This is a genomic window from Weizmannia sp. FSL K6-0777 (assembly GCF_038593185.1).
GTDB classification, from domain to species: domain Bacteria; phylum Bacillota; class Bacilli; order Bacillales; family Bacillaceae_C; genus Weizmannia; species Weizmannia faecalis.
The window spans coordinates 783,073-797,641 of record NZ_CP151971.1 but is presented as its reverse complement, the minus strand read 5'-3'; the positions used below and the strand labels follow the sequence as shown (position 1 = coordinate 797,641).

At 46.4% G+C, this 14,569-nt stretch carries 11 protein-coding genes; 6 read left to right on the top strand and 5 right to left on the bottom strand.

All coding sequences use genetic code 11. The features are described from left to right. Nucleotides 1-174: 174 nt before the first annotated feature. The 3 genes from NST70_RS03585 to NST70_RS03575 form a co-directional block, all read right to left on the bottom strand. On the bottom strand, nucleotides 175-951 hold the full coding sequence (locus NST70_RS03585; RefSeq protein ID WP_061566292.1) for a class I SAM-dependent methyltransferase: 777 nt from the start codon (nucleotides 949-951) through the stop codon (nucleotides 175-177). 323 nt (nucleotides 952-1,274) lie between these two features. Further along, nucleotides 1,275-2,666 carry a 23S rRNA (uracil(1939)-C(5))-methyltransferase RlmD gene (rlmD, locus tag NST70_RS03580; protein WP_342475757.1) on the bottom strand — a complete coding sequence of 464 codons (1,392 nt, stop codon included), beginning with the start codon at nucleotides 2,664-2,666 and terminating at the stop codon, nucleotides 1,275-1,277. Nucleotides 2,667-2,847: 181 nt separating this feature from the next. Next, a complete protein-coding gene (locus NST70_RS03575) occupies nucleotides 2,848-3,174 on the bottom strand; it encodes an acyl carrier protein (RefSeq protein ID WP_017553163.1) in 327 nt (108 codons plus the stop codon). 370 nt (nucleotides 3,175-3,544) lie between these two features. Between NST70_RS03575 and NST70_RS03570 the strand changes: the two genes are divergently transcribed. Next, on the top strand, nucleotides 3,545-5,737 hold the full coding sequence (locus NST70_RS03570) for an alpha-galactosidase (protein ID WP_026684657.1): 2,193 nt from the start codon (nucleotides 3,545-3,547) through the stop codon (nucleotides 5,735-5,737). Between the two features lie 194 nt (nucleotides 5,738-5,931). Then, nucleotides 5,932-6,552: an RraA family protein gene (locus NST70_RS03565; RefSeq protein WP_342475754.1), complete on the top strand. Its 621-nt coding sequence runs from the start codon at nucleotides 5,932-5,934 to the stop codon at nucleotides 6,550-6,552. 506 nt (nucleotides 6,553-7,058) lie between these two features. Here NST70_RS03565 and NST70_RS03560 read toward each other — a convergent pair. Beyond that, nucleotides 7,059-8,237, bottom strand: a complete 1,179-nt coding sequence (locus NST70_RS03560; RefSeq protein WP_251459833.1) for a pyridoxal phosphate-dependent aminotransferase — start codon at nucleotides 8,235-8,237, stop codon at nucleotides 7,059-7,061. Between the two features lie 148 nt (nucleotides 8,238-8,385). On the opposite strand from NST70_RS03560, the gene NST70_RS03555 reads away from it, so the two are divergent. Genes NST70_RS03555 through NST70_RS03545 form a run of 3 tightly spaced genes read left to right on the top strand, consistent with a single transcriptional unit; the run spans nucleotide 8,386 to nucleotide 10,461 of the window. Further along, entirely contained in the window at nucleotides 8,386-9,009 is a 624-nt protein-coding gene (locus NST70_RS03555; protein ID WP_014095949.1) for a YhbD family protein, read from the top strand. A 13-nt stretch (nucleotides 9,010-9,022) separates the two neighbouring features. Further along, nucleotides 9,023-9,724, top strand: coding sequence for a polymer-forming cytoskeletal protein (locus tag NST70_RS03550; protein WP_014095950.1), 702 nt, complete (start codon nucleotides 9,023-9,025; stop codon nucleotides 9,722-9,724). A 17-nt stretch (nucleotides 9,725-9,741) separates the two neighbouring features. Next, nucleotides 9,742-10,461 (top strand): hypothetical protein, encoded by a 720-nt coding sequence (locus NST70_RS03545; protein ID WP_041817897.1) that lies wholly within the window; start codon nucleotides 9,742-9,744, stop codon nucleotides 10,459-10,461. Between the two features lie 1,534 nt (nucleotides 10,462-11,995). Here the strand turns inward: NST70_RS03545 and NST70_RS03540 are convergent. Further along, entirely contained in the window at nucleotides 11,996-13,390 is a 1,395-nt protein-coding gene (locus NST70_RS03540; protein ID WP_046721038.1) for an MATE family efflux transporter, read from the bottom strand. Nucleotides 13,391-13,665: 275 nt separating this feature from the next. Between NST70_RS03540 and NST70_RS03535 the strand changes: the two genes are divergently transcribed. Beyond that, nucleotides 13,666-14,541 (top strand): 3-hydroxyacyl-CoA dehydrogenase, encoded by an 876-nt coding sequence (locus NST70_RS03535; protein WP_328220410.1) that lies wholly within the window; start codon nucleotides 13,666-13,668, stop codon nucleotides 14,539-14,541. The last annotated feature ends 28 nt before the right edge of the window (nucleotides 14,542-14,569 follow it).

Genomic DNA, 14,569 nt, shown 5'->3' with positions numbered 1-14,569 from the left:
TATAGCTATCCTTTGAGGACGCCTCACAAACACATAAATATTGTTCAGGATTTAGTAAATAAAATTGAACATCCCCCTTTTGATACATTTCCAGACCTTTTAATTTTATGCCTGAAAAAATTGGGGAAAGTAGGCGGTTGGTCTTACCCGATGCCCTGCAGACGGGTCAATCAGCTAAATAGTTGCCTTCCATATTGTCCACCGGTCTTTTTCAACGATGTTATTTTCCTTTGTCACCTTTTTCTGGACATAATCGGTCAGCAAACTTAGTTCTTTATCATCCAGTTCATACAAAATGCTTCTTCCTGTTCTTTCACTTATGTCTTTTAATAATTGCGCTTTATTTTCGTGCACCTTTCTTGTTTCCCATAATTTAACTTCTTCAATTTTTTTGAACCCTGCTTCTTGCAAAGCCTCGATGACCGTTTGGCTGCTATGCCTGCGTTTTATTTCCTCATCAATTAATTTTGGAAATAACTCAAATAAATACCCTCTGATGTTTGTGTTATCTCCTTCTAATAAGCAATCATCGGGTGTGCGATCTTGAATAATAAAAACCCCGCCATCCTTTAACAGTCTGTGTGCTTCTTTAAAACAAGCATGCAAATCCCAAAGATGGTGTATTAACGCTCTTTCAATCACCAATTGAAAGCTTTGACTTTCTAAGCCTGTATCATAAGCGTTTCCGAGTTGAAAGGAGATATTTTTATAGTCTTTACAATTTTCCTTCGCTCCTTCAAGAATCGGTTCCGAAAAATCGATGCCTATAACAGTTTGAACGCCCATATCTGCCAGGGCTTTCGAATAAATCCCTCCTCCGCACCCGATATCTAAAGCGTTTGATATATGCTCGACAGTTAGCAGACTTTTCATCATGTCAATCCAGGAACGATCCGCAACACGGGTTGTATAAGTCAATCGATTTTGCTTACTGTGAAAATCAATTCCCATTTCTTATCCCTCATCTCTATTGAAAAATCATATTACTCTAAAAACTGAACTTAGTTTTTTACATTAAGACCAAGTCATCCATTTTACATCCTAATTGCTTTTGCAACCGGTAACAAAATAGCAATGTTTCGCTCATTCTCTCCAGCTTTATTTTATTATACCTTATTGGAAAGAAAAATTCGGAAAATTTTATTACAAATCATAAATATTCATTATAGTCCCGGTAATAAGCCGGCTATTGGAGATTTTTGATTTTGAATAAAAAATCGCCCTGATTTTGGAAAGGTGATTTTCACAAAATCAGGGCTTTTTATCGTTGCTGTTTACACATCTAAAACCAAATGCGCCACACATTCCACATGCACCGTATGCGGGAACAAGTCCACCGGCTGGACGGCAGTCAGTTTGTAGCCAAACGGTTCGAGTTCTTTTATATCCGTTGCAAATGTGTCCGGGTTGCAGGAGACATAGACAATGCGCGCAGGTTTGGCCCGGCCGATTTTGCGCATGACTTTGCCGCCGGCGCCGGAACGCGGGGGATCGAGGAGCAGCAGTTCCGGGTTGCCGAAGCTTTCCAGCACTTCATCAATCCCTTTGCGTGCGTCTTTGGCAAGGAAATATGTGTTTGAAATGCCATTGTCTTTTGCATTCCGTTTGGCAGATTCAATCGAGGTTTCGACGATTTCAATGCCGGCAAGTTCCCCGACACGGTCCGCAAACGGCAGAGAAAATGTGCCGACGCCGCAGAACAGGTCAATCATTTTTTCTGTTTTCTCCGGCCGGCCCATTTCAAGCGCAAGATCGACGAGTTTCTGTGCCTGTACCGGGTTGGTTTGGAAAAATGTATCGAACCATATCCGGTAACGGTAACCGCCCATTTCATCGTAAATAAAATCACGTCCGGAGAGGACATGTGTTTTTTCCGCCTGTGTCCGGTCTGCCCAATCGGTATTTTCGAGCCAGAGCAGGCTTTTTACTTGCGGGAATTTGCCGGTGATCCGTTCTGCCAAATCGCGGGCCGCTTCAGCCAGTTCTCCGTCCGGCGCTTTTGTTGCAAACAGGGCGAGCATCATTTCCCCTGTTGTAAAGGACTGGCGCACCATTAAGTGGCGTAAGAGGCCTTCGTGCGCATCTTTGTCATAGCCTTTTAAGCCATGTCCTTTTACCCATGCGGCCACTTCCATCGCGCCACCCACCATTTCTTTTCCGGCAATCAGGCAGGTTTCAAGCGGAATCACTTTCCGGAAATTCCCTTGCTCATGCAGGCCGAGCGATCCGTCCGGGGCAAATGTAAATTCCATTTTATTGCGGTAGTGCCAGGGATTGTCCATGCCGATCGTATCACGGACAAGCGCCGGGTCAAAGCCTTGTGCGGCAATGGCTTCTTTTACATGGGCAGTTTTTTGCTTTAACTGGCCCTCGTATGCCCAGTGCTGCCAGACACAGCCACCGCACCGGTCAAAGTGCGGGCACATTGGCGCCACCCTTTCCGGATGGGCTTCGAGAATTTCTTCCGGCAGTGCCTTTCTTCTTCTTTTTTCCGGCTGGTCCACGGTGACGCGCACTTTCTCCCCCGGAAGCGTACGCGGAATGGTCAGTTTTAATCTTTTCGCGTTGCCAAGTTCATTTTCACGCCAGACAACCGCCTGCCCGGAACCTTTTGCATCCAGGCCGCGGATTTCCGTTATCAATGATTCCCCTTGTAAAATGGCCAATCCAATCTCTCCTTCCAATGAAAAACGAATATCTCAACACATTTGATGTGTAAAGTTCTTATATTCAAAAAACGGGGCGTTTCACTGCCTTGTAATAGTATAATGGAAAAAAAGCGGTTTGCAAATGTGCATTGCGCACCGGCACCACCCCGTAAGCAAAAACAAGGCCCGTGTTCTCGGCTTATCCACGGGCCTTGTTTTGCTTTCTCATTTCCAGTATTCTCGGCAGTTTGATTGCCAGATGTTCACGGCATTTTCGCTGTTTTTCATATATATAATCTGTTGCTTTTTCAATGGAAACGAGCTTATTGATTTCATCTTCCTCTATATCGAGATCAAATTCATCCGATAACTCCACAGCCAGCTCTGATAGATCAATCCAGTCCGCACCGAGATCATCGACAAAAAGGGTGTCGTCCTTTATTTCCGAAGGGTCATCATCGAAATCGTTCAACACAATGTCGCGCACTCTTTCCCGGATATTTTCTTTTGAAATGGTTTCCCGCATCATCATCAGCTCCATTGTGTAAATGTGAACAAAATATTTCTCATCTACTTTTAATAATAGCCATTTTACAACGCCAGCACAAGAATGCAATATCCCGGCGCTAACTTTTTTATGCCAAATTTTTCCTAGGAAAGGGCGCTGCATTTTTGGGATACGAATGTGCCCGGACAGCTTCTCTACAAATCAAGTGACAAGGCCCGGTGCAAATACTAAAATGATATTAGTGTAAACGGATTCCGGCGGTAAAGCAGATGTGCCATTGCTTTATCCCATATGTATAATATTGAACAAAATCGGGATGCCCCGGCCATTCCAACTTCAGCAGCATAACTGAAAATGGCCTCTGCATTTTATTGAAGGAGGAAGATGGATGATTACATTTGATGAACAAACGAAAACTTTCCATTTGCAAAATGATGAAGTGAGTTACCTCTTACAAGTGGATGCATTCGGCTGCGTTGAACATCTGTATTGGGGAGCGCCGGTCAGGGCCTACCACGGGGGGCGCGCCTATCCCCGCATCGGCCGCAGTTTTTCCCCGAACCCGCCCGGTGCAAAAGACCGCAAATTTTCACTGGATACGGTGCTGCAGGAATTCCCGGGATACGGCAACGGCGATTTCCGTGAGCCGGCGCATGTTATCCGGCATGCGGACGGGTCAACGGTCACGGACTTCCGCTACCGGGCGTATGACATTTTAAAAGGCAAGCCGGCGCTTCCCGGGCTTCCCGCTACTTTTGCCAATCCAAATGAAGCCGAAACATTGAAAATCATGCTGGAAGACAAACTCACAGGCCTTCAATTAACGCTTTTATACACCATCTTTCGCGACTTGCCGGCGATTTCCCGCGCGGCTGTGCTGACAAACGGCGGAAACAAGCCTGTTCGGATTGAACGTTTGATGAGCCTGAATGTCGATTTCCCGGCCGGACGTTTTGAGCTGTTGCATCTCCCCGGCGCCCATAAACGCGAACGGCAAATCAAAAGAGAAACGGTAACGGACGGGATCAGGCGTGTAGACAGCAAACGCGGCGCCAGCAGCCACCAGGAAAATCCTTTTTTGGCGCTTGTCCGGCCTGAAACAACGGAATTCCAAGGTGAAGCATATGCGGTGAACCTCGTTTACAGCGGCAATTTTGCCGGAATTGTGCAGCAGGACCAGTTCGGCCAGGTGCGTCTCGGGATCGGGCTGAATGATTTCGGGTTCAGCTGGGCGTTGCAGCCGGGTGACACTTTTTATTCCCCTGAAGCAGTGATGGCATACAGCAGAGACGGGCTGAACGGGATGTCGCAAACGTTTCACACGCTCTACCGCCGCCATCTTTTGCGCGGCAAACATAAAGATGCGGAACGCCCGGTGTTGATCAACAACTGGGAAGCGACCTATTTCCGGTTTCATGATCAAAAATTGCTTGAACTCGCCGACGAGGCGCAAAAGCTCGGCATTGAGCTGTTTGTGCTGGATGACGGCTGGTTCGGCCACCGGGACAATGACCGCAGTTCTTTAGGGGACTGGTATGAATACGCCGGAAAAATCCGGATGGGGATCAAAAATCTGGCGGAAGAAATCCATAAACGCGGCTTGAAATTCGGGCTCTGGTTTGAACCGGAAATGGTTTCGCGGGACAGTGACCTTTTCCGTGAACATCCGGACTGGGCATTGCAAATTCCGGGCCGCGGGATTTCCGAAGGGCGCTCCCAATATGTGCTCGATTTTAGCCGCGGGGATGTGCGCGAAAATATTTTCCGGCAGATGACGGATATTCTGGATCATGTCCATGTCGATTATATCAAATGGGATATGAACCGCCATATGACAGAAGTCCATTCCGCCCTGCTGGAACCGGAAAACCAGGGAGAAACCGCCCACCGCTATATGCTCGGGCTGTATGACTTTTTAGAAAAGTTGACGTCGCGTTACCCTGACATTTTGTTTGAAAGCTGTTCCGGCGGCGGCGGGCGTTTTGATCCGGGCATGCTGTATTATATGCCGCAAACGTGGACGAGCGATAATACCGATGCGGCCGACCGGCTGAAAATCCAGTACGGCACAAGCCTCGCCTATCCGCCGGTTACCATGGGCGCGCATGTTTCGGCCGTTCCGAACCACCAAACCGGCCGGGTTACGCCGCTATCGACGCGCGGTGACGTGGCAATGGGCGGCAATTTCGGCTATGAGTTGGATTTGACAAAATGCACGGAAGATGAAAAAGCAGTGATCCGGGAGCAGATTGCATTTTACAAAGCACACCGTCAATTGTTCCAGTTTGGCCAGTTTTACCGCCTGATAAGCCCGTTTGAAGGCAACAGCGCCGCCTGGCAATTTGTCTCGCCGGACCGGAAACATACCATTGCCTATTTTTTCAATGTACTGTCTGAAGCAGCCGGCCCGGTGAAAATATTAAAACTGGCAGGCCTTGACCCGGACAAAAACTACCGGCATATTGAAACAGGCAACATTTACGGCGGCGACGAACTGATGAACATCGGGCTGTATTTGCCATTGTTTAACAAACAGGACTTTGCAAGCTACAAAGCAGAGTTTGAGGCGGTGTACGAGTAAAATACTCCCCCTCTTCCCAGGCAGAGGGCACTGAAAAACGGTGAGGCACTGTGAATGGCGGTGTCTTGCCGTTTTCTTTTTCCCCGCCTATTCATTTTTGTTATGAATGGGTATAACAATTTTTTATTTTCATTTTTTTCTCTATTTCAGTATAGTATACATAAAACGAGTCTTAAAGAAAGAGAGGTTCAGCTATGGATGCATTAGTAGAAGCATTCCGTTCCATTCCTGCCACCTGCATATCAGATGCTATGGATGGTTTGAATAACTTGCACCCGCGGATTAAGCCATTGAAATCGTCCTATTTTCTCTGCGGCAAAGCTTTTACTGTTAAAATGCCGGTGGGTGACAATTTAGCCGTCTTAAAAGCCATTAGAAATGCACAACCTGGCGATGTTCTTGTCGTGGATGCAAAGGGGGATGAGTACAGGGCCATTGCTGGCGACTTTGTGGTCGGGATGGCAAAAACTTTAGGCATAAGCGGGATCGTTGTGGACGGCGTCATTCGCGATATAGATGGCGTTAAAAAACTGAACTATCCTGTTTTTTGCAGAGGCACAACGGTAGCCGCCAGCGGAAAAAGCGGTATTGGCGAAATAAACGTCCCCATTTCCTGCGGGGGAGTAGCCGTACATCCCGGGGACATTATCGTGGGCGATGCGGACGGAGTTGTTGTGGTACCGGCAGAAAGAGGAGAAAAAATATTGCAAAAAGCACAGGAAAAAATGAAAAAAGACCAGCTTAGGGAAGAATCCGTCTCCGGAAACAAAGAAGAGATCATCAAGTATTTAGACTCAATGATCTCAAAATCATAAGCTGCCTGTCTTTAGCACTATTGGGATTGTTGAACCACAGGAGATGCTCCCTGCCGGAAAAAGCAGCCACCATGCAAATGGATGTGTGGCTTTGAAATTAAATTCACTTTATTCTATAAAACAGGGAAACATTGTTATTTTGCCACCGGCTGCAAACACATGAAAATGGATGCGTAGTTTTGAAGTTAAGTTCACCTTCTTCGATAAACCGAGCGAATCATTGTTTTTTCGCTGTCGGCTGCAAACACCATGCAAATGGATGCGCGGCTTTGAAATTAAGTTCAGTTTCTTCGATAAACCAGTCGAAACATTGTTATTTTGCCACCGACTGCAAACACCATGCAGATGGATAAGTGGCTTTAAAGTTAAGTTCACTTTATTCTATAAAACGGGCGAAACATTGTTAGTTTGCTACCGGCCGCAAACACCATGAAAATTGTTGACTTAGCCCCGATGCAAAAGCTTAAGTCTGTTTTACACGACATACGGCGGACTGGCCAAATGCTTCATAGTTGATATTCATTTGCCAGTTTCCTGAACGCTGCAAGCGACCGTTTCACTTTCTCTGTCGGGATGCAGTAGGCAATCCGGAAGTAGCCCGGAACACCAAACGTATCAGAAGGAACGAGCAGCAGGTCATATTCAAGTGCTTTTTTGCAAAATGCCACAGCATCGTCTTCCAAGGCTTTCGGAAACATGTAGAATGTACCACCTGGCTTTGTGATGGAAAAACCCATATCGGTCAAGGCATCGTACAAAATATTCATGTTGGTTTCATAGACTGAAAGATCCGCCGTGATGTCCAGCACTTCGGCAACAGCGAGCTGGATGATTGACGGCGGGCAGTTGTGGCCGATGCCGCGTGAGATCTGGCCGCACATATTGACAATCAATTCCGCATCCGGGCAGTCCGGGTTCACAGCCACGTACCCGATCCGCTCGCCTGGCAGCGACAGCGACTTGCTGAAAGAGTAGCATGTAATCGTGTACGGATGATATTTTGCAACGTACGGGGCCTCTACACCCTTGAACACAATTTCCCTGTACGGTTCATCTGTAATGATATAAATCTCATGCCCGAATTCCCGCTCTTTTTCTTGCAAAATCTGCGCCAATTCCCGGATCGTAGCTTCCGAATAGACAGCACCTGAAGGATTGTTCGGCGTGTTGATTAAAACGGCTGCCGTTTTGGGCGAAATCATCCGGCGGAACGCGTCAAAATGAATTTGAAAATTTTCCGTATCAGCAGGAACAACTTTTAACACCGCGCCCGTTTGATTAACGTATGGCACGTATTCCGGAAAATACGGCGCAAACGTGAGCACTTCATCTCCCGGTACGGTTACCGCCCTTAACGCGTGTGCAATGGCGCCGGCTGCTCCTGTCGCCATAAAAATATGTTCTTTCCGGTACGGCATGCCAAACCGCCGCTTTAAGGAATTTGCAATTTTTTCACGGACGGAATCAATCCCAAGACTCGGGCTGTAGCCGTGCACCGCCGGATTTTTCGCAAGTTCCATAAGTTTTTCGGTAAAAGCTTGAGGGACCGGCACGCTCGGATTGCCAAGGCTATAATCAAAAACATTTTCAGACCCAATTTCCTTTGCCCGCACTGCCCCGTATTCAGCAATTTCCCGGATGACCGATTTCTGGCCGAGCATCCTTTTGAATTCTTCCGCAATCATGTTTTTCTTCCTCCTGAACATCAATCCTATGTATAGATATAACTATAACATATTTTGAGCCCGTTATGATGAAATTTTCTAAATTTGCTTTCTTGTTTACAGTGTAACAGTGTTATGTTATATTAAAAACAGCAAAGGAGTGGCGAAAATGGATGAAGACTTAATTTCCAAAAAAGATCTGCTCGAACAAACCGGCATCTCCTATGGGCAATTATACCGGTGGAAACGGAAAAACCTGATTCCGGAAGACTGGTTTATCCGCAAATCGACGTTTACCGGGCAGGAAACCTTTTTCCCCCGTGAACGCATTTTGGAGCGGATTGAAAAAATCCAGGCGATGAAAGAAAACCTTTCGCTTGATGCGCTTGCCGAAATGTTTGCACCGGGCGGCGGGAAACGGATCAGCAAGGCAGATATACTGAAACGGGGTATTGCCTCCGATTTTGTACTAAATTTTTACATCGACCAAACGCAGGCGCAAGAACAGGCTTTTCCTTTTGAGGAAGTGCTCGCCATTTTTTTATTGGAAAAACTTTTGCACGGCGGGGAGATTTCCCTTGAGGAAGGAAAAATGCTGGTTGGGCTCTTGCAGGATGCAGAAAAATCTTTTGCAACGGAAGGCACAAACGTATGGCTGATCCGGAAGTTCGGCGTTTCCACCTGCTTTTTGACAAAAAAAGCGGAAGATATTTTGTTTGACCGTGAAGCAAAAGTGATTGTCAACCTTGATCTGATGGAGTTATCAGCAGAATTAAAAGGAAAATGGCTATAGGAGGCGGGCAAAAGTGGGAAATCTTGTCATAAACGGAGTCGCATCCTCAAACGGCGGGACTTTTGACGACGTAATCGTGAGCGGAAAAGGAACAGTGAATAGTGAAATCAAGTGTAAAAATTTGGAATCAAACGGAATAGCGGTTTTTAAAGGAAACATTGTTTCACAAAATGCCACTGTCAATGGAACGGCAACCTTTCACGGTAGTCTCTCCAGTAAAAGCATGGAGGTTTCGGGATCGGCCAAGTTTTTGGATGATGTCCTGGCAGAAAATCTTCACGTATCCGGGAATGCAAAATTTGGCGGCAAAGTGAAAGGAACGGAAATCCTGCTTGAAGGGAATGTGTCTGTTGCCGGAGATTGTGAAGCCGAGGAAATCAACATCCACGGCACCGTCAAAATGGAAGGCGAACTGAATGCCGAAAAGATTGAAATGAACCCGTTGTGGCGCTGTTTTATCCGCGAAATGGGTGAGCAGCAGATCACGGTGAAAAAAGTCAATTCTATTTCAAGCTGGTTGAAGCCGTTTACGCCCACAGGCCTCACGGTTGACAGTATTGAAGGGGATGATATTGTGCTTGAAATGACGACAGCGAAAGTGGTGCGGGGCGCCCGTGTAAAAATCGGTCCAAAATGCGAAATTGATCTTGTGGAGTACAAGGATACGTTTGAAAAAGACAGCTCAGCGGTTGTGAAAGAATACCGGAAAATATAAAGAAAGGCGTGCAGAACATGGAGAGAAATCCTTTGATTGTGAATGGTTCGGGCGCTTATGGCGGCGGATTGTACGGAAATGTAAAAGTGAACGGAGAAGCGGAAATTGTCGATGCGCTCGATTGTTTGAACTTGTCGATCCGCGGTACAAGCAAGGTAAGCGGCAATACAACCGCCAAGACGATTTCAGTTTTTGGCGAGGGGATATTTGCCGGCAGTGTAGAGGCAGAGAAATTGAAAGTTTCAGGCAGCTGCCGGATTGAACGGGATGCGGAAATCAAGACCAGCCTTGTACGCGGGGAGATGGAAATCGGCGGCCGGTTCAGCACGGAAAAAGCAGAGATCAAAGGGTCGCTTGACGTCAAAGAAGATGTCGAAGCAGAGGCTTTTATTTCAAAAGGAAAGTTTCTAGTTGGCGGCCTGTTAAATGCGGAAGAAATTGAAATTGCGTTAAAGTATAGCAACAGCCGCGCGGGCGAAATCGGCGGGAAGAAAATTGACGTCCGCATGCAAGGCGGGCTTCCCGGCATGTTTGGAAAAAAGCGGCATCTGTTGCACGCTGATATCATCGAAGGAGATCAAATCTATTTGGAATACACTGAAGCCGGCACGGTTCGCGGGGAAAATATCGAAATCGGCCCCGGCTGCAAGATCGGTTTAGTGGAGTACACGGGAACGCTGAACATTTCAAATGAGGCAGTGGTCGAAAAACAACAAGAGTCAGGAGCCAATTCGTAAACAGGGGGCTAAATTTGCTCCCTTTTTTTGTCTCCCACAGCCTGATGAAGATATTTTGGACGCGGTTGTTTCGCGGCACACAGGCATTTGGATTGGGGGCCGGGCCAAGTCTACGTTAAGAAAGCGGGGGAAAATGACAATCTTGACTTAGAATCCCTCTAATTGGACAAAAGCTCAACGCTCCCGAGTGGTTTGTCTAGTTAGAAGGTCCAATTAGACAAAAGCTCCCCGATCGGCGTTCGTTTTGTCCAATTAGCGAGGTTAACTGGACAATAGCCCCACGCTCCCTGAGTGTTTTGTCCAGTTAGAAGTTCCAATTAGACAACAGCTCCCCGACCGGCGTTCGTTTTGTCCAATTAGCGGGGTTAACTGGACAATAGCCCCACGTTCCCTGAGTGTTTTGTCCAGTTAGAAGTTTCAATTAGACAAAAGGTCCTGTACGGCGTTCGTTTTGTCCAATTAGCAGGGTTAACTGGACAAAAGTTCCCCGCTCCCGAATGTTTTGTCTAGTTAGAAGGTCCAATTAGACAAAAGCTCCCCGACTGGCGTTCGTTTTGTCCAATTGGCTGACCTGCGTGAAGAAAGCGAGAAAAAAGATATTCCGGCGTTGTCAAACTCGCTTTTGTTCCTCTTGAACCCTGCAGCCCAACCTGTTTCGCCCCCTATTCCGATCGCGGCCACTCCCTTTTTTCCAAATAACGGAAGCCCCACCTTCTTGGCAATCCTGTTTTTTTCTTGAACGGCATGCTTCCCAAATGAAAAGGCAGTGCGATGAACGGGTACTTCATCGCACTGCCTTTAGTTTGGTATTACAGGGGACCCAACCATGCCGCATCCTGTATACATTTTCACATTCGGGGGGTAGCTCCCCAATCTATGAATGGGGTTTTCAGCCTTTTCCCGGCTGCCGGAGTGTGATGTTATCAGGACGCCTGTCGTCGGCTCCGTGACAGATACAAATCTTTGTTAAGATTTGCTGCTTTTAAAGCTTGTGCCTTAAAAGATCCGTAACTGATCCGGCTTTCCTTTGCCTTTCCATATTCTTTTGCCTGAAAGTTCATTGACATTTCATTTGACTGTTCAGCACTTTTTCTCATGAATGAATTGCTTTGCGGCCTTTTCCTTTTGAAAACTTTCCTTAGAAAACTTTCATCGTCGGAAACTGGTTCCCCAATTGCTTTCATTCATTTACTCAAGTGCCTGGAGTTTCCATGATTCTTCAAATCACTTTTTCGGCAATCGTTTATGTCCCGGCAAAAGGTTTGCTTTTCAGCTGCCTGAACGGGCGGAGAGCATTCGCCAATTCCTTTTTAGTGGACCGGTTGCGCTCACCGTTCTGGGCTTTTCGAAATATACGCGTGAAGACGGAACCAATCGGGATGGTTGAGTCTCCTGCAATCCCAAACTGTAAGGGCTTTCCTTCCTTACACTTGTAGTATAGCATGGGCAGCCGGAAAAAGCTGTGTCGAAATTGTTAACGTTTTCACATTTTGAAAACTAAAAGCAGTGCGGACGATCGCACTGCTTTCCGTCGTTAAACCAGTTTATGCGCATACCATTTGGCACCTTTGAAGCGGTTCATAAAAATGAGCCCGCGCACACCCCATTCGGCAATCATCGCGACCCAGACGCCAATGATGCCAAAACCGAATGTAATCCCTAAAATATAGCCGAGTATCACCCGCAAAAGCCACATTGACAACAGCGAAGCGACCGATGTAAATGTTGAGTCACCTGCTGCCCGGAGCACGGCCGGCATAATAAAACTTTGCGGCCATAACAGCGGCTGCCCGAACGCAGAAATCAGGACAATCGTAAAGATCGTCGGAATAATCGAGTCAGGCGGATTAAACAATTGCATCATGACAGGGAAAAACGGCAAAAGAACCGCTGTCGTTACGATATAAAGCAGCGAAGACAAAACAATAAACGACTTTGCAAATTTCCGCGCGTCATCGATATTCCGCCGACCCATGCATTGTCCGACAATCGTAACAATCGCAATGCTGAGCGCGTTTGGTCCAATCTGGAAGAGCAGCGTGATTGAACTTGCGATCGCATTTTCCGTTAGCGCCAATGTCCCAAGTTGCACAATAAATGTCTGTGTCAGCAGTTTCCCGCCGTTAAAAAAGATTTGTTCCGCCGCAAACGGGATCCCGATAAACATCACTTTCTTCAATAAAGAAAAATCAAGGTGCAGCGCATTTTTTATTTTAAAACGAATCGTCTCATTGTACTTCATAACGTAAAAAATGGAAGCGATCATACCGAAAATTCTTGCACATAAAATGGATGTCACAAGGCCGACGACACCCATATGAAAAATAGTGATAAATACAACATTGAGCACGGTATTCGTTAAGTTCATAAACAGCGACAAGCCGAGGCATGGCTTTGTTTCCCCGACGCCGCGCAAACCGCCCAGTACTGCCTGGAAAATCGCAATAAAAGGATACGAGAGACAGCTGCCAATCAAATAAATTCTCGCATTATGAAAAACGGCTGCATCTGCTTTCCCGAACAGTAAATTGAGCGTCGGCGTGTTGAACACAATCACAAACACGGCAAGCACGACCGAAAAAATAGCAACAGCAGAAATGGCTTGTGTCGCCGTCTTTGACACCATTTCTTTATTGCCAATGCCTTTATACTGGGCAACAATCACCGTTCCACCGGTTGCAATTGCAATAAATACGTTGACAAGGAAAATATTCAATGAATCTACCATGTTTACGGCACTGACAGCACTGACGCCGGCAGAACTGATCATCGCCGTATTTAGAAAACTCATTAAGATCAAAAACGCCTGATCCACCAAAATTGGGATAATAATGCCAATGACTTCCCGATAATCTATAGAATCCCCCGTTAAATATCTGTTCAGGTAAAAAGTAGACTTCTGCTTGAGTTTGACAGCTTTGATTTCCATAAGACCTCTCTTCTTCATTTTGCGGGCTTTTTCATCCGTTCTTTTGAATGCAACCCATATTATATCACCTTGATAAAAAGAGTAAAGCTTTTTCGCCTGGCGAAATTTACGATTTTGTGAATAGCAGGCAACCCGGAAAATAAGCGCCAGCACGCCAAATGCGGCCTGAAAAACGGCATTTTTCCATTGATAGTTATTCAATTTTTGACGCTTCATTTCCATGGTGATACGATAGACATGTAAGGGGTTACATAAACGGGAAAGGGTGTATGATGATGGACTTTCAAAATATCACCATTGCAGGGAGCGGCGTACTCGGAAGCCAAATTGCCTATCAAACGGCTTTTAAAGGCTTTCATGTATATGTTTATGATATTTCTGCCGAGGCAATCGAACAGGCAAAAGAAAGAATTTCCGGGTTGAAGGCCCGATACCAGAAAGATCTTGGTGCAACAGAGCAAGAAGTGGACGCAGCCTATCATAGAATTTCTTTTTCTGATGATCTGGGACAAGCTGTAGCCAATGCCGATCTGGTCATTGAGGCCATTCCGGAAGTGGTTTCCATTAAAACGGACTTTTACCAAAAACTCGGAAAATTGGCACCAGAAAAAACGGTCTTTGCAACGAACTCATCGACCCTGCTGCCAAGCCAGTTTGCAGAAGCAACCGGCCGCCCGGAAAAATTTCTGGCGCTCCATTTTGCCAATGAAATTTGGAAAAACAATACAGCGGAAATCATGAAACATCCTGGTACAGGTGAAAAAGCGTTTCAGGATGTGATCGCATTCGCAGAGGCAATTGGCATGGTAGCGCTGCCTTTGCACAAAGAGCAGCCGGGCTATATTCTGAACTCATTACTCGTACCGCTGTTGGAAGCAGCGCAAATGCTGCTGGTAAAAGGGGTTGCCGATCCGGAAACGATTGACAAAACATGGCGCATTGCAACGGGCGCCCCGGCCGGACCATTCCAAATTCTGGATGTTGTCGGCATCAACACCGCCTACAATATCAGTTTGGCAAAAGCAGAAACTACCGGCGATGAACTGTATAAAAAAATAGCAGACTTGCTGAAAACGGAATACATTGACAAAGGCAAACTCGGAAAAGAAACAGGAGAAGGCTTTTACAAATATTCTTCCACCGAATCCTGATGTAAAAGAAGGACCCGCACAAAGCGGG